The sequence below is a fragment of the Pseudoroseicyclus tamaricis genome (genome assembly GCF_012070395.1).
GTDB lineage: Bacteria > Pseudomonadota > Alphaproteobacteria > Rhodobacterales > Rhodobacteraceae > Pseudoroseicyclus_A > Pseudoroseicyclus_A tamaricis.
In genome coordinates, this window is record NZ_JAAFYS010000003.1 from 1 (window position 1) to 19,019 (window position 19,019).

The 19,019-nt window shown below is 68.5% G+C and carries 18 protein-coding genes; 10 read left to right on the forward strand and 8 right to left on the reverse strand.

What is annotated here, in order from left to right; all coding sequences use genetic code 11:
* Positions 1-58: 58 nt before the first annotated feature.
* Both GY170_RS11760 and GY170_RS11765 read right to left on the reverse strand, forming a co-directional pair.
* Positions 59-1,744, reverse strand: coding sequence for an AIPR family protein (locus GY170_RS11760; RefSeq protein WP_163893880.1), 1,686 nt, complete (start codon positions 1,742-1,744; stop codon positions 59-61).
* Positions 1,745-1,929: 185 nt separating this feature from the next.
* Entirely contained in the window at positions 1,930-3,177 is a 1,248-nt protein-coding gene (locus tag GY170_RS11765; protein WP_163893882.1) for a cation:proton antiporter, read from the reverse strand.
* A 270-nt stretch (positions 3,178-3,447) separates the two neighbouring features.
* On the opposite strand from GY170_RS11765, the gene GY170_RS11770 reads away from it, so the two are divergent.
* The gene (locus GY170_RS11770) at positions 3,448-4,515 is read left to right on the forward strand and encodes a PAS domain-containing protein (RefSeq protein ID WP_163893883.1); all 1,068 of its coding nucleotides are present in this window, start codon (positions 3,448-3,450) and stop codon (positions 4,513-4,515) included.
* 25 nt (positions 4,516-4,540) lie between these two features.
* Here GY170_RS11770 and GY170_RS11775 read toward each other — a convergent pair whose 3' ends face one another.
* The 4 genes from GY170_RS11775 to GY170_RS18370 form a co-directional block, all read right to left on the reverse strand.
* On the reverse strand, positions 4,541-5,581 hold the full coding sequence (locus tag GY170_RS11775; protein ID WP_163893885.1) for a sensor histidine kinase: 1,041 nt from the start codon (positions 5,579-5,581) through the stop codon (positions 4,541-4,543).
* 296 nt (positions 5,582-5,877) lie between these two features.
* On the reverse strand, positions 5,878-7,356 hold the full coding sequence (gene der / locus GY170_RS11780; protein ID WP_163893888.1) for a ribosome biogenesis GTPase Der: 1,479 nt from the start codon (positions 7,354-7,356) through the stop codon (positions 5,878-5,880).
* Between the two features lie 42 nt (positions 7,357-7,398).
* The gene (locus GY170_RS11785) at positions 7,399-8,688 is read right to left on the reverse strand and encodes an outer membrane protein assembly factor BamB family protein (RefSeq protein ID WP_163893890.1); all 1,290 of its coding nucleotides are present in this window, start codon (positions 8,686-8,688) and stop codon (positions 7,399-7,401) included.
* Positions 8,689-8,692: 4 nt separating this feature from the next.
* Positions 8,693-9,844, reverse strand: coding sequence for a hypothetical protein (locus tag GY170_RS18370; protein WP_203531311.1), 1,152 nt, complete (start codon positions 9,842-9,844; stop codon positions 8,693-8,695).
* 204 nt (positions 9,845-10,048) lie between these two features.
* Between GY170_RS18370 and GY170_RS11795 the strand changes: the two genes are divergently transcribed.
* Both GY170_RS11795 and GY170_RS11800 read left to right on the forward strand, forming a co-directional pair.
* Entirely contained in the window at positions 10,049-10,498 is a 450-nt protein-coding gene (locus GY170_RS11795; protein ID WP_163893892.1) for a hypothetical protein, read from the forward strand.
* Positions 10,499-10,611: 113 nt separating this feature from the next.
* Positions 10,612-11,049: a DUF1178 family protein gene (locus GY170_RS11800; RefSeq protein ID WP_163893894.1), complete on the forward strand. Its 438-nt coding sequence runs from the start codon at positions 10,612-10,614 to the stop codon at positions 11,047-11,049.
* A 28-nt stretch (positions 11,050-11,077) separates the two neighbouring features.
* Here GY170_RS11800 and GY170_RS11805 read toward each other — a convergent pair whose 3' ends face one another.
* Complete coding sequence (locus GY170_RS11805) at positions 11,078-11,680, reverse strand: transferrin-binding protein-like solute binding protein (protein WP_163893896.1); 603 nt, start codon at positions 11,678-11,680, stop codon at positions 11,078-11,080.
* 198 nt (positions 11,681-11,878) lie between these two features.
* On the opposite strand from GY170_RS11805, the gene GY170_RS11810 reads away from it, so the two are divergent.
* The 4 genes from GY170_RS11810 to GY170_RS11825 all read left to right on the forward strand — a co-directional run bounded on the left by GY170_RS11810 (position 11,879) and on the right by GY170_RS11825 (position 16,074).
* On the forward strand, positions 11,879-13,117 hold the full coding sequence (locus GY170_RS11810) for an aspartate kinase (RefSeq protein ID WP_163893898.1): 1,239 nt from the start codon (positions 11,879-11,881) through the stop codon (positions 13,115-13,117).
* A 103-nt stretch (positions 13,118-13,220) separates the two neighbouring features.
* The gene (locus GY170_RS11815) at positions 13,221-13,886 is read left to right on the forward strand and encodes a DUF1194 domain-containing protein (RefSeq protein ID WP_163893900.1); all 666 of its coding nucleotides are present in this window, start codon (positions 13,221-13,223) and stop codon (positions 13,884-13,886) included.
* Positions 13,887-14,289: 403 nt separating this feature from the next.
* Positions 14,290-15,522: a chromate efflux transporter gene (chrA, locus tag GY170_RS11820; RefSeq protein ID WP_163893902.1), complete on the forward strand. Its 1,233-nt coding sequence runs from the start codon at positions 14,290-14,292 to the stop codon at positions 15,520-15,522.
* A gap of 78 nt (positions 15,523-15,600) precedes the next feature.
* On the forward strand, positions 15,601-16,074 hold the full coding sequence (locus tag GY170_RS11825) for an SspB family protein (RefSeq protein WP_163893904.1): 474 nt from the start codon (positions 15,601-15,603) through the stop codon (positions 16,072-16,074).
* A 102-nt stretch (positions 16,075-16,176) separates the two neighbouring features.
* On the opposite strand, the gene GY170_RS11830 is transcribed toward GY170_RS11825, so the two are convergent.
* Positions 16,177-17,007 carry a hypothetical protein gene (locus GY170_RS11830; protein ID WP_163893907.1) on the reverse strand — a complete coding sequence of 277 codons (831 nt, stop codon included), beginning with the start codon at positions 17,005-17,007 and terminating at the stop codon, positions 16,177-16,179.
* A 177-nt stretch (positions 17,008-17,184) separates the two neighbouring features.
* Here GY170_RS11830 and fumC point away from each other — a divergent pair, with 177 nt between their 5' ends.
* Genes fumC through GY170_RS11845 form a run of 3 tightly spaced genes read left to right on the forward strand, consistent with a single transcriptional unit; the run spans position 17,185 to position 19,018 of the window.
* A complete protein-coding gene (gene fumC, locus GY170_RS11835) occupies positions 17,185-18,591 on the forward strand; it encodes a class II fumarate hydratase (RefSeq protein WP_163893909.1) in 1,407 nt (468 codons plus the stop codon).
* Positions 18,588-18,803 (forward strand): DUF4169 family protein, encoded by a 216-nt coding sequence (locus GY170_RS11840; protein ID WP_163893911.1) that lies wholly within the window; start codon positions 18,588-18,590, stop codon positions 18,801-18,803. The genes fumC and GY170_RS11840 overlap by 4 nt, the downstream gene beginning before the upstream one ends.
* Positions 18,800-19,018, forward strand: coding sequence for a ribbon-helix-helix domain-containing protein (locus GY170_RS11845; protein WP_163893913.1), 219 nt, complete (start codon positions 18,800-18,802; stop codon positions 19,016-19,018). Before GY170_RS11840 ends, GY170_RS11845 begins: the two co-directional genes overlap by 4 nt.
* The last annotated feature ends 1 nt before the right edge of the window (position 19,019 follow it).

The window sequence follows — 19,019 nt, forward strand, 5'->3', positions numbered from 1 at the left end:
GGGGGGGGGGGGGGGTGGCGGAGTTGGGAGACACAGGGGCACCGATCTCAAGCGATCCCTACGCAAGCAAATCAGAGAAGGCATCAGCCACAGAATCGGCTTTGTCTCGGCGGACGTCCTTCTTGTGTTGTGCAAGCAGCTTCGCGGACATTGCCCGACACCACTTCTGACTCTTCAAGTCATTTTTGTAGTCAAAGTACTCATCCTCCTCCGGCGCGATCTCCGCGTTTAGGTCGATCGCCGCGTTTACCGCCAAGCTCGAAAAGCCTCTCGCCAGTTCATCGAGCCTACCATCTTTTGCGATTTCATCTAGGGACGCTAGAATTGACGCGCCATCTTTGCTATCCTTCACAATCTCTATGACTGCAAAGAACAAAAAGTACCGAGTAAGAGCATAGTTCGCAAATGACTTATTCTCCAGCTCCTCTAGCGGCTCTGACATTGTTTGAAAACACTTCCAGAGTGCAATAACTCTTGCACCTGTCACGCTAGGTCGCCCGAAGATCTCTGAATGCAAGTCATCCATGATCTTGTATTTCTGATGGCAGCTCCAAGGTTGCTCAAGGTCAGCCGCTAGCAGCACTAAGCCCGCGGCCTCGTTTGAGATTACCTCCTTGCCTCTGTTATTCTCGCCCTGCTTTATTTCGTAAGCAATTTTTCCACCACTCACCGTATCGACCTCCGCTTTGAGGCGCTGCTGCAAGTTGTGGTTCGACTTCATGTCCCTAGCTTTTATCGCATTCTGGTTATTGCTGTTTCTCGTGATTTTCTGTGAGAGGGTAATGTCACCCTTGACCTCGATAAGCTTCACTAGAATCTTCAGATCGTCGGTTATTTTCGCCCTTTCCGAAAGCAGCGATGTAAGGCTCTGCGCACCATTAACCACTACATAGTCCTGAACGGAGATGGCTTGATCATCTTCGTTGATTATTTCGCGGCATAGAACATTGATTCCATTATGGTAAAGTGGAAAGTTCACATGCTCCGCTTTTTCACGAATGCTAGACTTGATACTTTTGTTTACCTTGGTATTTCCGAGGGAAAGGCGAACATTCTGCTCGAAGAGAGCTCCATCTGATATCCCCTCCATTTTTGTAAGATTCAATGCCGGAGCGAGGAAGATTCGGGCAGAAGCCCCTCCCGCGTCATATTCAATTACGTCGCTGTCAGAGACGTCAAACACAAAACTATCACTGATGCCGCCGTCGACGTTAAGGTCCACATAATTGGCCGCAATCTCTTCGGAGTCATACAGATCGATAATCTCGGCCTTTTCAATATACTGATCCGCATCTTTGTTCGCTGGAACATTAGTGATAAAAACGCCCTGAACATCGTACCCAGCCGCTACTTTCTCTGAAATCTCGTTTCTCAATATTGCCTGCTTGAGGCGCTCGTTCTTGGTCTCGCCGGCGAGCTTTTCAATCTTCTCTTGGCTGCCAAATTGAACCAAAGTTCCGTAGAAATCCTTCAGCTCTGTATCCCCAAGCGTCGCTTTGTCAGTGGTTTTTGTTTTGGATTGGACAATATACACGACCTCAGAGACATCATCTACGTACACTGCATCGACGCCTTTGTCGTGCTTTGCGTCCACACAAGCGTCATCTGCCGCGAATTCGTCTAGCCTAAAGATATTCTCCAAGAACCATTTGAGGAACCTCTTAGAGAAGTCCGGCGCGCGATTGGAGTAATGCTTTTCCAACTCGTCCGAAAATTTTCCGTGTCGGAGATCAGCTGCTTTCATTTCCAGTGCCCACTCAGTCAGGGGTATCTTTGTTGAACCTCCACACGATCGCCATCGATTGTCGCCTTGTCAAAAGTTATCGCTCGGTTTCGGCCGACAATTTAAACGCTGTCATCTTATTATGGCTTCTGGCGCTTGCTCCTTTGGGCACCCTGAGGGGAACCCGATGCCTGGGCGGCTTCTCCTCACCCCCTCTTCCCCTCCCCTGACCCGCTCAACCGCTCCATCGCCCAGCCCACGCTGAACCCGTGCAGCAGCGTCGAGAACAGGATGGCCAGCGCCACGAGCGCCCAGAGGCTCCCCTCGTCGATGAACTCCATGTGCCCGCCCGCGTAGCAGAGGTAGTAGATCGAGCCGATGCCCCGCACCCCGTAGACGGACATCACCGCCCGGTCCGCGCGCGGCACGCCGCTGCCCGCGAAGCTGATCCAGCCCGCCAGCGGGCGGATGACGAGGAGGAGGAGCACGGCGATGACGACATGCGTCCACACCAGATCCTCCAAGAGCGACGGCAGCATCAGTCCCAGCCCGACCAGCAGCACCGCGGTCAGCGCGTGCTCGATCGATTCGCTGAAGTCGTGCAGCCGGCGGTGGAAGGCGTGATCCTTCTCCACCCTCCGCAGCGTCAGCCCCATGACGGCCACGGCGATGAAGCCGTAGCCCTCCACCAGCTCCGTCGAGCCGTAGCAGAGCAGCACGCCGGCGAAGGCGACGACGCCGGAGGCCGTCTGCGCCAGCACCGCCTTGCGGGGGATGACGAAGAGCACGTAGCCCAGCGCCCGCCCGCCCAGCCAGCCGGCGGCGGCGCCCACGGCGATGCGGTAGAGCACGTCGCGCATCAGCCACTCCATCGCCCAGGCGGAGGGGTTGAGCCCTTCCGCCGCGAGGATCAGGCCGAGGTAGACGAAGGGGAAGGCGAGCCCGTCGTTCAGCGCCGCCTCCGTCGTCAGGGCGAAGCGCACCGGGTGCTCGGTGCCTTCCTGCGGTGGCTCGACCTGCACATCGGCGGCCAGCACCGGGTCGGTCGGCGCCAGCACGGCGCCGAGGAGGACGGCGCCCGCCACCGTCATCCCGGCGATCCACACGCCGAGCAGGGCGACGGCGAAGATGGTCAGCGGCATGGTGATGGCGAGGAGCCGCGCGGTCATCCGCCACCGGCGCCACGGGCGCAGCCGGTCGAGCCGCATGCCGGCGCCGAAGAGCGCGATGATCACCGCCATCTCGCTGAGCAGCGTCCACGGCATCGGCATCACCCGCGGGTCCGGCACCGACGGCAGCCCGGGGAGGAACAGCGCGGCGCCCGCCCCGAGGAGGATCATCAGCGGCGGCGCCGTTGGCTCCCGGTTTGAGAGGAAGCGCGGCAGCCAGAAGGCGATGATGACGATGGCGCCGATCACCGCCAGCGCCACGTGATACCCGCTGAGTTCGTACATCCTCACCTCTCACTGCACTGCGATCCCGGGCGCCGCGGCCCGCCGCTCCGCCCCCGGCAAGCCTAGCGCATGTGGCTCCCCGCTGCGCCAGCGCAAACTGGCGCGGATGCCCGACGTCGGGTCGCCCGTGCAACGCGGCGTCACTGCGGGGGCCACGCCCGGGGGCCTCTCCACCTTGCGCCTCAGGGTTGCGTTTTCACCCCCCCATCGCATACTCGGGCATGTCTTTTCATGGGTCCCTGTTGGTGGGCCAGGTCGGGAGCGCCACAGGTGAGTGACCCCTTGAATTCAGTCTCCGAAGCCGTCCGGCAGGCACCCGTTTCCATCGTGATCACCGACCCTCGTGTCGAGGACAACCCGATCACCTTCGTCAACGAGGCCTTCCAGCAGTTGACCCTCTACAGCCGCGACTTCGCCATCGGCCGCAACTGCCGCTTCCTGCAGGGCGAGAAGACGGAGCCGGAGGCATTGGAGGCGCTGCGCGTCGGGATCAGCTCGGGGGAGGAATTCCAGGTCATCCTCACCAACCACCGGGCCGACGGCACCACCTTCCGCAACCAGCTCGTCATTGCGCCGGTGCGGGACGAATCCGGGGCCATCTCCGCCTTCTTCGGCGTCCAGCGGGAGATTCAGGAGGAAGAGCCGGTCACCTCCCAGGTCGACCTGCTGCGCGAGTTGCAGCACCGGGTGAAGAACCACCTGGCGATGGTCGTCAGCATGATCCGCATGCAGGCCTCGCGGCAGGTCACCCCCGATTCGCTGCGCGCCGTGGGGCGCCGGGTCGAGGCGCTGGCGCTGCTCTACGAGGAGCTCTTCGCCGTCAGCAGCAGCGCCCGGGTGGGGGAGACGCTGTGCACCGGCGCCTATCTCAGCCGGATCGCCTCGGCCATTGCCGGGCTGGAGGGGCGCACCGCCATCCGCGTCAACATCGACTGTGACGAGGTGGAGCTGTCCGTCGACAAGGCGGCCCGGCTCGGCCTGCTCCTGTCGGAGCTGATGACCAACGCGCTGGAACATGCCTTCGAGGGGCGCGAGAGCGGCTGCGTGCGCGTGCGCTTCGAGAAGGTCAGCGGCGGTGGCGTGCGCCTGTCGGTGGAGGATGACGGTGTCGGCCTGCCGGAGGACAGCAACTGGCCGTGGGAGGCGCCCTCACTCGAGAAGCAGCGTGACCGGGCGGAGCACGAGAGCGGCGAGCTCGACACGACGGGCCATGACGGCCGGTCGGGCGTCGGCGGCACGATCATCGTCTCGCTGACGAAGACGCTGGGCGCGACGCTCGACGTGCGGCGCCTGGAGCAGGGCACCATCGTCTGCGTCGATTTCGACGTCGACCAGTAGCGCCGGCGCCGCCCTCCGCGCCCCTTCAGCCCACCGGCAGGATGAGCGTGAAGGTCGTCCCCACGCCCTCCTCGCTCTGCACCCTCAGCCGGCCGCGGTGGCGGTTGACGATGTGCTTGACGATGGCAAGGCCCAGCCCCGTCCCCCCCACCTCGCGCGAGCGGTGGGAATCGACGCGGTAGAAGCGCTCCGTCAGCCGCGGGATGTGATGGGCGGCGATACCCTCTCCCTCGTCCCTCACGAAGAGGCGCAGCCCCTCGCTGCGCAGGCTCGGCTCGGGCGCGGGGCCGGTGAGGCCGATCTCCACCACGCCGCGGGCGCCGCCGTATTTCAGCGCGTTCTCGACGAGGTTGTTGAGCACCTGCCTCAGCTGGTCGGCATCGCCGGGCACACTCGGCGCGCCCTCGGCCAGCGACAGGCGCAGCGGCACGCCGGCGGCGGACGCCTGCGGCTCGAAGGCGGCGGCCACCGATTCGGCCAGCGCTTTGAGGTCCACCGGCTGCATCGGCCGCACCCGCTCCTCCTCCTCGACGCGGGAGAGCGAGAGCAGGTCGGCCACCAGCTGCGCCATCCGCCCCGCCTCCCTTGCCATGATGGAGAGGAAGCGCTCCCGCGCCGCCGGGTCATCCTTCGCCGGGCCGCGCAGCGTCTCGACGAAACCGAGCAGCGCGGTCAGCGGCGTGCGCAGCTCGTGGCTGACATTGGCGACGAAATCGCGCCGGATCTGCCCGGCCTCCTCGACGGCGGTGATGTCCTCGAAGGAGAGCAGCACCCCCCGCCCCTCCTGCGTCTCCACGGCGGCGACCTGCACCCGCCAGGTGGCGTCGCGGCTGCCGTGCTGGGCGAGGTAGCGGCTCTGCCGGGCCTCGCCGTCGCGGAAGACCTGCTCGACGGCATCGAGCAGCACCGGCTGGCGCAGGGCGGTGATGTAATGCCGCCCCGCCCCGTCCCAGCCAAAGAGCCTGCCGGCGGCGCCATTGGCGGCCAGCACCCGTTCCGCCGGCCCGATCAGCAGGGCGGGCATCGGCAGGGCATCGAGAAGGGCAGCGGCAAAGGCACGATCCATGCCGCCACATAACGGCCCCCACGCGCCAACCGCAATCGCCCGCGCGCCCTGCAGTCCGCTGAAGGCAACAGCACAGACCCGTCCGCCCTCTCCGCCCACCACAACCGGGGCCACCGAGGCCCGCCTCGGCGTCTCGCTTTTCTCGAAATATTCCTCGGGGGGGCTGGCGCAGCCAGCGGGGGGCAGACAGCCCCCCTCCTCCACCAGCCACCATTCCCAAGCGCCCGCCACAGCGCCCACCGGGGATCTCCCGGGCGGGCGGGCGCACGCCGCAGGCGAGGCCGCCCCGTCCGGGGCTAGCCCTTCGGCCGCCCCTTGAGGTGCTTGGTCAGCGAGGTGGTGTTCGGCTTCTTGCGCCCCTTGTAGGGGTTGCGGTCGCCCTGCCCGCGCAGGTGCAGGCGGATCGGCGTGCCCGGCATGTCGAAGTCCTCGCGGAGCCCGTTGACGAGGTAGCGCTCGTAGCTCTCCGGCAGCGCGTCGGGGTGCGAGCACATGATGACGAAGCCCGGCGGCCGCGTCTTCACCTGCGTCATGTAGCGCAGCTTGATCCGCCGCCCGCCCGGTGCCGGCGGCGGGTGGGCGGAGAGCATGCCCTCCAGCCAGCGGTTCAGCCGCGCGGTGGAGATGCGGCGATTCCACGTCGCATGCGCCGTCAGCACCGCCTCGCGCAGCCGCTCCAGCCCTCGCCCCGTCTTGGCGGAAAGCGTGATCAGCGGCGCGCCCCGAAGCTTCGGCAGCAGGCGTTCGAAATCGAGCTTCAGTTCCTTCAGCCGCGCCTGCTTGTCGTCCTCCAGATCCCACTTGTTGAGGCCGACGACGACGGCCCGCCCCTCGCGCTCGGCGAGATCTGCGAGCCGCAGGTCCTGCTGCTCGAAGGGGATCTGCGCATCCAGCAGCACCACGATCACCTCGGCGAACTTCACCGCGCGCAGGCCGTCGGAGACGCTCATCTTCTCCAGCTTGTCGTCGATCTTGGCTTTCTTGCGCATGCCCGCAGTATCGAAGAGCCGCACCGGCACGCCGCCCCAGCCGAGGTTGAGCGCGATGGAATCGCGGGTGATTCCCGCCTCCGGCCCGGTCAGCAGGCGGTCCTCGCCGAGGATGGCGTTGATCAGCGTCGACTTGCCGGCGTTCGGGCGGCCGACGACGGCGACCTTCAGCGGCCGCGCCTCCGACGGTGCCCAGGCGGCCTCCTCGGCCTCCTCCTCGCCCTCGGCGATATCGACGTCGCCGATCTCCACGTCGGCTTCGGCTGCCTCGGCTTCGGCCCGCTCGGCGAAGCGCTCGGCCAAGGGCTCCAGCACCGAGCGCAGCTCGTCCATGCCCTGCCCGTGCTCGGCCGAGAGCGCCACGGGCTCGCCGAGGCCGAGGGCATAGGCCTCCAGCAGGCCGCCCTCGGCGGCGCGCCCCTCGGCCTTGTTGGCGCCGAGGATGACGTGGCCGCCCTTGCGGCGCAGGATGTCGGCGAAGATCTCGTCGGCCGGCAGCACGCCGGCGCGGGCATCGATGAGGAAGAGGCAGATATCGGCCTGCTCCACCGCCCGCTCGGTCAGCCGGCGCATCCGGCCCGGCAGGCTCTCATCCGTCGCCTCTTCCAGCCCGGCAGTGTCGATCACCGTGAAGCGCAGGTGGCCGAGCCGCGCCTCGCCTTCGCGCAGATCGCGCGTAACACCGGGTTGATCGTCGACCAGCGCGAGCCGGCGGCCGACGAGGCGGTTGAACAGCGTCGACTTGCCCACGTTGGGGCGGCCGACGATGGCGAGGGAGAAGGTCATGGGGCCACTCTAGCGGATGAAGAGGCCCCGATATAGCAGCCGTCAGCGGAAAGCCAGAAGCTCCCCGTCGGCGTTGACGACATAAAGCGTCCCGCCCGCCACCGCGGGGTGGCTCGCCGCGCCGCCCGGCAGCGCCACCTCGCCGAGGAGCGCGCCCGACACCGGGTCGAACTGGCGCAGCACCCCGCCGGAGGAGGCGACGATCAGCCGCCCTCCCGCCAGCACCGGACCGTAATGCACGAAGCGGCGGTTGCGGTTCTTGCCGTCGGAGGTGAACTGCGGCAGCCCAACGCGCCAGATGACGGAGCCGTCGGAGGCATCGAGCCGCACCAGCTCTCCCAGATCATTGACGAGGAAGACCGAGCCGCCGGCGACTTCCACCGGGCTCGTCGCCCCTTCCGTCGCCGTCCAGAGCCGCTCGCCCGTCTGCAGCCCCAGCGCCGCGAGCCGGCCGGTTACGTTGCCGACATAGACGACATCGCCCACGATCACCGGGTCGGCGCCGATATCCACCGTCGCCACCGCCAGCGCCTCCCCGGCGCGGCCGCCGCCGACGACGCTCGACCAGCGGTTGAGCCCGCCCTGCGGGAAGAGCCCCATCACCTCGCCGGAGGGGAAGGGCATCACCAGCACGTCGCCTGAGATGGCCGGCCCGGCGCCGCCGGCGAAGTTGGCGGCCGATTGCGTGCCCGTCCGCTGCCAGACGATGCGCCCCGACACCCGGTCGAGCGCCATGGCGAGGGAGCCGCGGGCGGAGACATAGACGAGATCGCCCGAGACCAGCGGCGCCGAGCCGCCGGGCACGCCGAGGTCCTGCCGCCATTGCACGGTGCCGGTCGCGGCATCCATGGCGACGAGCTGGCCGAAGCCGGTCGCGGCGAAGAGCTGCCCGCCATCGGCGGCGAGCCCGCCGCCCGAGGCGTCGGAGCTGTTCTCGCCGACCGGCGTCAGGTCCCGCTGCCAGAGCGCCGCGCCGGAGGGCGCCACCGCGGTGACATGGCTGGAGACATCCATGGCGAAGACCCGCCCGCCGGAGACCACCGGATCGGCGGTGATCCGGCGCCGGCGCGTATTGCCCTCGCCGATGTCGGTGCGGAAGGCCAGCGACAGCACACCGGGCAGCGCCGGATGCGTCAGGTCATGAGTGGCGGAGCCGCCCCGATGCGTCCACTCGGAGTTCTGCTGCACCGGCGGCAGCGCGATCGGCGCGGCGCGGCTCATCTCCACCGGCTGCGGGCGGATGTCGCTCCGCTCTCCGGGCAGGATCGTGTCCGGCGCGTCGCAGGCGGCGAGGGCGAGGAGCAGGGCGGCAGTGGCAGTCAGGCGCGACATGAGGTCAGTCCGCCTCGTCCACGGCCACATCCGCGCCGTCGGCCCCGCCGTCGGGCTCGGTCAGCAGCTCGGGCTCGCTCTCGGGGGTGATGACGATGACGTCGGTGTCAGTTTCGGCGTCCGCCTCGTCTTCAACGGGCGCCACCTCGACGGCGGACGCCTCGGCGGGCACGTCCGTTGCGGGCGCTTCGGTCACGGGCTCCTCCGTCACGGGCGCATCCTCAACCGGCGTCTCCGTCACGGTCACGTCCTCGGCCGGGGCGTCCTCAACCGGAGCTTCCTCGACAACGGTCGCGTCCGGCGCCGCATCCTCGGCGAGCGGCACGTCCGCATCGGCGGCGGGCGCCTCCTCGAGCGTGGCCTCGGTCACCGGTTCTTCCACCGGCGGCAGCTCCACGATGTCGGAGTCGTCCACGGCCGGGGCGGCCTCGTCCTCGACGATCAGCTCACCGGCCGGGGCGTCGGCGGCGAGCTCCTCGGACAGGGCCTCCCCCGCCGTCTCGGCTTCGGGGGCGCTGCCGGCGCCGAGCGCCACCAGAAGCGCGTCGATGCGGTTCTGCTGCGCCGAGGTCGCCTCGGCATCCTCGCCGATGCGGCTCAGGCGGGCGACGGCATCGTCGCGCTGGTCGTCGCGCAGCTCGGAGAGGGCGATCTGCTCCTCCGCCAGCAGGCGGAAGGGCGAGCCCGGCGTCGCCAGCCCCTCGAAGCGCTGGCGCAGCTCATGCTCCGGCAATTCGCCGACGCGCAGCATCGCCGCCTTGAAGGCGGCCAGGTCGCCGTAGGGGGCGGGCATGTCGGGGGAGGCGGCAATTGCCTCCAGCCGCGCGGCGGCCTCGTCCGGGGCATCGGCGGCCAGCTCTTCCGCCGCCGCCAGCATCTCCACCACCGCCGCGGCCGGCCCGGAGGGGGTGAGCCCTTCCAGCGCCGAGACGCGGGCGGCCGGATCCGGCTCGTCCATCGCCGTCAGCATCGCGGCGCCGAGCGCCTCCGCCTCGGCGCGGTCACGGCTAGCACGCCATTCGTAGATCGCGGCGCCGCCGACGATCACGACCACGACAAGCGCCCCGACCCACCACCAGCGGCGGAGGGCGCGGGTCATCTGGTCGCGACGCAGCGCCTCGCTCACCTCGTCGATGAAGCTGTCCGGATTGCTCAATGCCCACTCCCATGGCGCCGGGCGCCTTTTGTTGCGCCTCCTTAGCCCGAAGGCCGGCGGGGCGGCAAGTCCGCGACTTCCGCACCGGCGGATCGGCGGCGCTCTGCTTCCGCCTCCGGCGGCGAGAGGCCGCCGACGCCGCCCGCTTGACATGCCTGACCTAATTACTCAGGAATAGCCGAGCCCGCCCAGAGGAGCCCGCCCATGCCCCATCCCGCCCCCACGCCCCGCGGCGCCGCGCCCGTCGGCCAGCTTGCCGAGCTCGGCGCTCTGGAATCCGGCGCCGTCCTCGCCCTGCGCCTGTGGTGCGAGGGCGCGCGGGAGGAGATCGGCCTCGCCGGGCCGGGGCTGGAGGCGCTGACCGGCGCCATGCGCCTGCTGCTCGATCACGGCCGCCGGCGGCTGATGCGCCACGGCACGACCTGCTCCTGCCTCGGCGGCGACGAGGCCTGCTTCGCGCAGCTCGTCGCCCTCGCCGCCACCGGCGAGGAGGAGGAGGCGCTGATGCTGGCGATGCTCATGGTGCGCGGTGACATGGCGCCGGCGCTCATCCACCACGCGGGCGACCTCGGCCGGGCGCTCGCCCTCTCCTGCGCCCAGCTGGAGCGGCTCGAGCAGATGGACCGCCCGCCGGCCAGCCACGCCATCCATTAAGGGCCCGCGCGATGGGCCTGCGTCATCGGGGCCTCACGGGCGGGATTGCTGCTGCCGCGAAAGCGCCTATCTTAACGCTTCCACGACATGTCCGTGCGAAGACAAGCCCGCCCATGATCCGCTACGCCCTCTCCTGCGCCGACGGCCATACGTTCGACAGCTGGTTCGCCAGCGCCGACGCCTATGACAGCCTCGCCGCCGCCGGCCACCTCTCCTGCGCCATCTGCGGCAGCCCGGACGTGTCGAAGCGCCTGATGGCCCCCGCCGTCGGGACCGAGGCCCCGAGAGAGAGCGCGGCGGACGCACCCCCGCGCCTCGGCACCCCCCGCAGCGAGATGGAAGCGGCCCTCGCCGAGCTCCGCCGCAAGGTAGAGACGCAGAGCGACTACGTCGGCCTCTCCTTCGCCGCCGAGGCCCGCGCCATGCATGACGGCATCAAGCCCCGGCGCCCCATCTACGGCGAGGCGAAGCTTGAGGACGCGCGCAGCCTCCTCGAAGACGGCATCCCCGTCGCCCCCCTGCCCTTCCGCCCGAAGGCGAAGAGCAACTAGGGCAAGGCGATCAGGGATGCCGGAGGGATCACTGCTCCCCGGTTACGAAGACCAGATCCATCTCGACCGTCTCGCCGGTATATAGCGACGTCCCGGTCATCTCCGAGATAGAGGAGAGGATGGAGCCTTCGTCATCTTCGGTAAAATAGGCCTCCACGGCCTCATCGATTGCGAGTTCATGGCCCAATGGGCTTGCCAGCGTGCCGTTCAGATCAGTCACGACATGGGTATCTAGGAAATACGGATCCGAGATGAAGCCCTGCCCGGCTATCATAACGGTTCCCGCGATCTGGCGATCCTCGTCATCGATGAAGTTGCCGGCCTCCCCGGTCAGCGACTGATCGGCGAAATCGACATCGAGTCCAACGTCGCCGCCGACGTAGCGATTCCCATCCGTCTCGTAGTGGCGGATGAAGAAATACCCCTCGTAGTCTGCCGTGCCGGATGTCGGCAGGTCCTCAATGAAAACAGAGTCACTTTCGCCAACGCGGTCGCCGAGATCGTCATTGAATGCGCTCCACTCGTCGTACGTTTCGAACCGCGGCTCAGAAGCTCCGGACGAGCCCGAGGAACAAGCGCTCAGAGTGCCGAAAAGGCCAACAGACAAAACAACAATTATATGCTTTTGCATTTCATTCCCCAGTTCCTTGAATCAGTCCGGGAAGGCTAGGACCGAACCGGCAATTTGAAAATCCTCTATTCCGGCATTCGCGTCCAAAGACCGCTGCCGGGAGGACTGGCGGGGAGGCTGCCCCCGCGGCCCCCACGGCCATTGCACCCTGCGTCACCGCGCATTAAGAGCCGCACCGGACGTTCCCGGGGACCCTACATGCCCATTCTGGTGATGAAATTCGGCGGCACCTCCGTCGCCACGATCGACCGCATCCAGCGGGCCGCCAAGCGCGTGGCGCTGGAGGTGGCGAAGGGCTACGACGTCATCGTCATCGTCTCCGCCATGGCCGGCAAGACCAACGAGCTTGTCGGCTGGGTGAACGAGACCTCCCCCCTCTACGACGCGCGCGAATACGACGCCGTCGTCTCCTCGGGGGAGAATGTCACCGCCGGGCTCATGGCGCTCCGCCTGCAGGAGATGGAGGTGCCCGCCCGCTCCTGGCAGGGATGGCAGGTGCCGGTGCAGACGACCTCCGCGCATGGCTCGGCGCGGATCGAGGCAATCCCGCCGGAGAATATCCTCAAGAAGTTCGCCGAGGGCATGAAGGTCGCCGTCGTAGCCGGCTTCCAGGGCGTCAGCCCGGAGGGGCGGATCACCACGCTGGGCCGCGGCGGCTCCGACACCACCGCCGTCGCCTTCGCCGCCGCCTTCGACGCCGAGCGCTGCGACATCTTCACCGATGTCGACGGCGTCTACACGACCGACCCGCGCATCTGCGACAAGGCGCGCAAGCTTGACCGGATCGCCTTCGAGGAGATGCTGGAGTTGGCCTCGCTCGGCGCCAAGGTGCTGCAGACCCGCTCCGTCGAGCTTGCGATGCGCTACAAGGTGAAGCTGCGGGTTCTCTCCAGCTTCGAGGAACCCAGCGACGACGCCGGCACGCTCGTCTGCGACGAGGAGGATATCGTGGAAAGCAACGTGATCTCGGGCATCGCCCATTCCCGCGACGAGGCGAAGATGACGCTCATCTCCGTCGCCGACCGCCCCGGCATCGCCGCCGCCATCTTCGGCCCACTGGCCGAGGCCGGCGTGAACGTCGACATGATCGTGCAGAACATCTCCGAGGATGGCCGGACGGACATGACCTTCTCATGCCCCACCGATCAGGTGCTGCGGGCGCAGACGGCGCTGAACGCGGCGCGCGAGGTCGGCTCGATCAACTTCCACGATCTCGATTGCGACAACGGCGTCGCCAAGGTCTCCGCCGTCGGCATCGGCATGCGCAGCCACACGGGCGTCGCCGCCAAGATGTTCAAGGTGCTGGCCGACGAGGGGATCAACATCAAGGTCATCACCACGTCGGAGATCAAGATCTCCGTCCTCATCGACCGCAAGTACATGGAGCTGGCCGTGCAGGCGCTCCATGACGCCTTCGGGCTCGACAAGGCGGCCTGAGCGCCGGCGAGAGCCTGCGCGGGGCGCTGCCCCGGACCCGAGGTATCTGCGCCGGATGAAACGCCGAGCTTGCCCGGCGGCGCCGTCGGCGCGAGGCTGGGGCATGATCCGGCGCCCCGCCCCTCTCGCCTGCCTCCTCGCGAGCCTTCTCGTCCGGCCGGCGCTGGCCTGCGACACGGCGCTCGTCCTCGCCATAGACGTCTCGAACTCCGTCGACGCGGCCGAGTACCGGTTGCAGGTCGACGGCATGGCCGACGCGCTGGCCGATCCGGAGATCCTGCAGGCGGCGGTCGACGGGCAGGTGGCCATCGCCGTGCTGCAATGGTCGGGCGTGGGGCGACAGGAGGTCTCCATCCCCTGGCGGCGGATCGGGGTGGCGGCGGATGCGCTGGCGCTCTCGGCCGAGGCGCGCGCCCTGCCCCGCGCCTTCACCCTCTCCGACACCGCGCCGGCGGAGGCGGTGATGGCGGGCCTCGCGCTCTTCGGCGAGGTGCCCGATTGCCGGCGCCGGATCATCGACGTATCCGGCGACGGCACGCCCAATGCCGGCGGCAGCGTGCCGGCTGCACGGACGGCGGCCGAGCAGGCGGGGGTGACGATCAACGGCCTCGCCATAGAGAGCCTCGGCCGCGGCCAGCCGATCACCTCCTTCTTCGCCCGCCGCCTCGTCACCGGCGACGGCTTCGTCATCACGGCGCGCGGCCACCGCGATTACCCCGAGGCCATCCGCCGCAAGATCCTGCGCGAGATCTCGCGGGTGTTCGGGTAGCTCCATCCGGCGCGAGATTCCGCACGCGATGGCCAACGCTCGTAGGGTGGGTTTTCAACCCACCGCCCGGCCCACCACTCGCGCACCACCTGCAGGCGCAGGGCGCGCGCCGGCCCGTGGGGTGGCGCTCCGACATTCCCGCTGCGCGATTTATGCCTGCCAAGGCCCTCCCCCGCTCCGAACTCCGCGCCAAGCCTCACCGGAGCGCCAGCCCGCGGGACGGGCCGGCGCTCGCCCTGCGCCTTCGGCGCGGACCGGGCGGGGGAAGAGCTCCGGGCCGGGGGACAAGGTGGGTTGGAAACCCACCCTACGGGGACGCCTTGCCCGCCTCAGTCCCATGAAGCTTTCATGACACCCCGCCTCCGCCCTTGCCTCGCCGCCGCCTCCCTGTCTCATGCCGCCCATGACCCTTCGCGCCCTCACGCTTGTCTTCCTGCGCATCGGCTGCCTCTCCTTCGGCGGGCCGGCGGCGCAGATCGCGCTGATGCAGCGGGAGCTGGTGGAGCGGCGGCCGTGGCTGACGGAGGCGGAGTTCCTGCGGGCCCTCTCCTTCTGCATGCTCCTGCCGGGGCCGGAGGCGATGCAGCTGGCGACCTATGCCGGATGGCGGCTGCGGGGCACGCTCGGCGGCCTCGTCGCCGGCAGCCTCTTCGTGCTCCCCGGCGCCGCCGTCATCGCCGCCCTCGCCCTCGCCTATGCCGCGCATGGCGACCTGCCGGCGGTGCGCGCGGCCTTCACCGGCATCCAGGCGGCGGTCATTGCCATCGTCGTCCTCGCCATCCTGCGCCTGGGGTCCAAGGCGCTGAAGACATGGCCGCATCGGGCCATCGCCCTCCTCGCCTTCCTCGCGCTCTACGCGGCGCACCTGCCCTTCCCGCTCGTCATCCTCGCCGCCGGCGCATTCGGCTTCCTCACCACGCCCGCCGGCCCCGCCGCCCCGCGCCAATCCGCCGCGACGCCCTGGGCGCTCTGCGCGGCGCTCCTCGCGCTCTGGGCGGCGCCGCTCATCGCCGCCTGGGGGACCGGCGCCGACCTCCTCCTCGCGCTGGGGCTCTTCTTCTCCAAGCTGGCGCTCGTCACCTTCGGCGGCGCCTATGCCGTCCTCGCCTGGATGACGGACGAGGTGGTGCGCCAGCAGGGCTGGCTCACGGCGGCGCAGATGCTCGACGCGCTGGGGCTGGCGGAGACGACGCCGGGGCCGCTGATCCTCGTCACCGAATTCGTCGGCATCCTCGCGGGCCAGGCGGAGGGGATCGGCCTCCTCGCCGGGGGCATGGTGCTCTGGGTGACCTTCGTGCCCTGCTTCCTGTGGATCTTCGCCTTCGCGCCGCACATCGAGGCGCTGACCCACGCCCCGCGCCTCTCGGCGGCGCTGGCGGCGATCTCCGCCGCCGTCGTCGGCGTCATCGCCAACCTGTCGCTCTGGTTCGCCCTGCAGGTGCTCTTCGGAGGGACGGTCTCTCCCGCCCTCGGCCCGCTCTCGCCGCTCCTGCCCGTCCCGGGCACGCTGCAACCCGGCCCCCTGGTGCTCGCCATCGCCGCCGGGCTGGCGCTGCGGGCGGGGCTGGCGCTGCCACTGGTGCTGGCGCTCTCGGCCCTCGGCGGGCTGGGGCTGGCGGCGCTCACGGGAGCCTGACGCATCCGCCCTTTCCTCCGCGCGCGAATCCCCTATGCTTTCAGAGGTATTCCCGAAGCAAGAATGAGCGCACCCCCCGTGTCCCAATCGATCGACTACGGCAAGCTGATGCACAAGGCCATGCGCGGCCTGATCCTCGAGGTGCTGACCCGCGTCTCGGACGAGGGGCTGCCGGGCGCGCACCATTTCTTCATCACCTTCGACACGCGCCACCCCGGTGTCGCCATCGCCGACTGGCTGATGCAGCGCTACCCCGAGGAGATGACCGTCGTGCTGCAGCACTGGTTCGACGATCTGGAGGTGGGTGAGGACGGCTTCGGCGTCACGCTCAACTTCGGCGACAAGCCCGAGCCGCTCTACATTCCCTTCGATGCCATCCGCACCTTCGTTGACCCCTCAGTGGAGTTCGGCCTGCGCTTCGAGACGCAGGAAGAGGACGACGAGGAGGAAGAGGCGCGGGCCGACATCGCCCACGAGAACGACGAGGACGAGGACGAGCGCCCGCAGAAGGACGCCGAGATCGTCAGCCTCGACAGCTTCCGCAAGGGCTGAGCGCCGCACCCCGTTCGCGACGTCCGCCCCCGGGGCCCACGGAAATCGCGCGATGTCCGGGCCGATTTCCGCGCAGAAATCGGCCCGGTTGCAGCGGAGCGCCTAGGGCCCGAGGCCGGGCAGGAGCAGGCGGCTCTTGACCAGCCAGGCCACACCGAAGCTCGCCAGCGCCGCGGCCTCGCCGAGATACATCGGCCTCTCGAACCAGCCCGCCTCGCGCAGCCAGTCCTGCCCGCCCACCAGCGCGAAGCCCGCGAGGATGCCGAGGCTGCACAGGACGTAGATGCCGTTGCGCACCTTCTTCGCCGTCCCCACCGGTGCGCCGGGGGCGCCGTCCTTCCGGTCGACAGTGCGGACCCGCGTGAAGGACCAGGCGGAGAAGTAGAGCAGGATGGCGAAGAGCACGATCGCGGCGATACTGTGGATGACGGCGGAGGTGTTGCTCGCCAGCATGTCCGCCAGATCGACGTAGCCGAGGTAGGTCCCGCCGTCGAACTCCGCCGGCACCAGCTCCCCCGCCTCCAGCGTCAGCACCATGGCGGGGCGGAAGTCGATCTCGCTGCTGGCGAGGCAGCCGATGTTGGTTGTCGGGAAGAGCGCCACGAGGATCGCCGCCACCCCCGCCACGCTTGCCAGCGCCCCGTCGAGCCGCGTCTCGCCCCGGTAGCGCAGCAGGAAGGCCCCGGTGAAGGCCAGCGCGGCGACGAAGAAGCCGCCGGCCAGGGGCTCGTAGTAGTAATGGCTGATGGAGATGCGCCGGCAGGTGTAGTCGTTGAGCCCGTCGATCAGCGCCACCCCGAAGGCGAGGAAGAGCGCGATGGCGCCGATGATCAGGGCCGTCGCCCTCTCCTTGTGCAGCGCCTCGCGGGCATCCATCGCCATGTAGGCGGCGTCGGGCGCCATCATCCGGTCGCGTGTGCGCAGAAGCTCCATGCCATCTCCCCCCGGTCCGCTCCGCCGCCATCATGCCTGCCCCGGCGGCAGCCGCCATAGTCGGGAAATCCCGCCCCGCGCCCGGCGCGGCCCGCGGCCTCCCGCCGCCATCCCTGCCGATTGTCTTGATCATTCCGGGGGGATAGACATCCGCGCAAGCATGCGAGGGAGAGAGAGATGACCGACACCCGCAAGGACGCCACGCGCCGCGAAACCGACAGCTTCGGCCCGCTCGAGGTGCAGGCCGACCGCTACTGGGGCGCACAGACGCAGCGCAGCCTGCAGAACTTCCCCATCGGCTGGGAGCGGCAGCCCGTCGCCATCGTCCGCGCGCTCGGCGTCATCAAGCAGGCCTGCGCCGAGGCAAACCGCGACCGCGGCAAGATCGAGGGCGAGATGGCCGAGGCGATGATCGCCGCCGCCGCCGAGGTCGTGGCGGGCAAGCTCGACGATCACTTCCCGCTGGTCGTCTGGCAGACGGGCTCCGGCACGCAGAGCAACATGAACGCCAACGAGGTCATCTCCAACCGCGCCATCGAGATGCTGGGCGGGGTCATGGGCTCCAAGGACCCGGTGCACCCGAACGATCACGTCAACATGGGGCAGAGCTCCAACGACACCTTCCCCACCGCCATGCACATCGCCGTCGCCATGACGGCGCGGGACGTGACCATCCCGGGCCTGCGCAAGCTGCTGGATGCGCTGGAGGCGAAGGTCAAGGAATTCGACGGCATCATCAAGATCGGCCGCACCCACACGATGGATGCCACGCCCCTGACGCTGGCGCAGGAATTCTCCGGCTACGCGCACCAGGTCCGCATGGGGATCGAGCGGGTGGAGAGCGCCCTGCCCCGCATCTACGAGCTGGCGCAGGGCGGCACCGCCGTCGGCACCGGGCTCAACACGCCGAAGGGCTGGGGCGAGACGGTCGCCGCCAACATGTCGAAGATCACCGGCCTGCCCTTCGTCACCGCGCCCAACAAGTTCGAGGCGCTGGCCGCCCATGACGCCATGGTCGAGATGTCGGGCCAGCTGAAGGTCGTCGCCACCTCGCTCTTCAAGATCGCCAACGACATCCGCCTGCTCGGCTCCGGCCCGCGCTGCGGCCTCGGCGAACTGATGCTGCCGGAGAACGAGCCCGGCTCCTCCATCATGCCCGGCAAGGTGAACCCGACGCAGTGCGAGGCGCTCACCCAGGTCTGCGCCCATGTCCTCGGCAACGACGCCGCCGTCGGCTTCGCCGGCACGCAGGGGCATTTCGAGCTCAACGTCTACAAGCCGATGATGGCCTATAACGTGCTGCAATCCATGCAGCTTCTGGGCGACGCCGCCTCGGCCTTCACCGACAATTGCGTCGTCGGCATCAGGGCCAACACCGACCGCATCGAGAAGCTCATGCGCGAGAGCCTGATGCTGGTGACGGCGCTGGCGCCCACCATCGGCTACGACAACGCCACGACCGTCGCCAAGACGGCGCACAAGAACGGCACGACGCTCAAGGAAGAGGCCGTCAACCTCGGCTTCGTCGACGAGGAGACCTTCGAGAAGGTCGTGCGCCCCGAAGAGATGATCGGCCCGAAGTGAGCGAGCCGGTCAACCTCGGCAAGGTGCGCAAGGCGCGGGCGAAGGCGGAGAAGCGCGCCCGCGCCGATGCCAACGCCCTCAAGTTCGGCCGCCCCAAGGCCGAACGCCGCGCCGAGGAGGCCCGCGCCGCGAAGGAGGCGGAGCGGCTGGAGGGGCACCGGCTGACGGGGGACCGGCGGACGGGGGACCGAGAGCCCTCGGAGGGCTCGTGAGCGCCCGCCCCGTCAAACGCTCGCTGACGCTGCGGGGCCACCGCACCTCCGTCTCGCTGGAGGACGAGTTCTGGGCCGAGTTCCGCCGCCTCGCCACCGCGCGGGGTGCCGGCATCAGCACCCTCGCCGCCGAGATCGACGAGACCCGCGGCGAGGTCGGCCTCGCCAGCGCGCTGCGCGTCTGGGTGCTGCGGGAGGTGAAGGCGGGCCGCTAGC

Excerpts from the sequence above, each read along its gene's own strand:
- GY170_RS11765 (WP_163893882.1), bottom strand. The coding sequence starts at position 3,177 with ATGTACGAACTCAGCGGGTATCACGTGGCGCTGGCGGTGATCGGCGCC.
- GY170_RS11815 (WP_163893900.1), top strand. The coding sequence starts at position 13,221 with ATGATCCGGCGCCCCGCCCCTCTCGCCTGCCTCCTCGCGAGCCTTCTC.
- chrA (WP_163893902.1), top strand. The coding sequence starts at position 14,290 with ATGACCCTTCGCGCCCTCACGCTTGTCTTCCTGCGCATCGGCTGCCTC.
- GY170_RS11800 (WP_163893894.1), top strand. The coding sequence starts at position 10,612 with ATGATCCGCTACGCCCTCTCCTGCGCCGACGGCCATACGTTCGACAGC.
- GY170_RS11775 (WP_163893885.1), bottom strand. The coding sequence starts at position 5,581 with ATGGATCGTGCCTTTGCCGCTGCCCTTCTCGATGCCCTGCCGATGCCC.
- GY170_RS11830 (WP_163893907.1), bottom strand. The coding sequence starts at position 17,007 with ATGGAGCTTCTGCGCACACGCGACCGGATGATGGCGCCCGACGCCGCC.
- der (WP_163893888.1), bottom strand. The coding sequence starts at position 7,356 with ATGACCTTCTCCCTCGCCATCGTCGGCCGCCCCAACGTGGGCAAGTCG.
- GY170_RS11760 (WP_163893880.1), bottom strand. The coding sequence starts at position 1,744 with ATGAAAGCAGCTGATCTCCGACACGGAAAATTTTCGGACGAGTTGGAA.
- GY170_RS11810 (WP_163893898.1), top strand. The coding sequence starts at position 11,879 with ATGCCCATTCTGGTGATGAAATTCGGCGGCACCTCCGTCGCCACGATC.
- GY170_RS11785 (WP_163893890.1), bottom strand. The coding sequence starts at position 8,688 with ATGTCGCGCCTGACTGCCACTGCCGCCCTGCTCCTCGCCCTCGCCGCC.
- GY170_RS11795 (WP_163893892.1), top strand. The coding sequence starts at position 10,049 with ATGCCCCATCCCGCCCCCACGCCCCGCGGCGCCGCGCCCGTCGGCCAG.
- fumC (WP_163893909.1), top strand. The coding sequence starts at position 17,185 with ATGACCGACACCCGCAAGGACGCCACGCGCCGCGAAACCGACAGCTTC.
- GY170_RS11805 (WP_163893896.1), bottom strand. The coding sequence starts at position 11,680 with ATGCAAAAGCATATAATTGTTGTTTTGTCTGTTGGCCTTTTCGGCACT.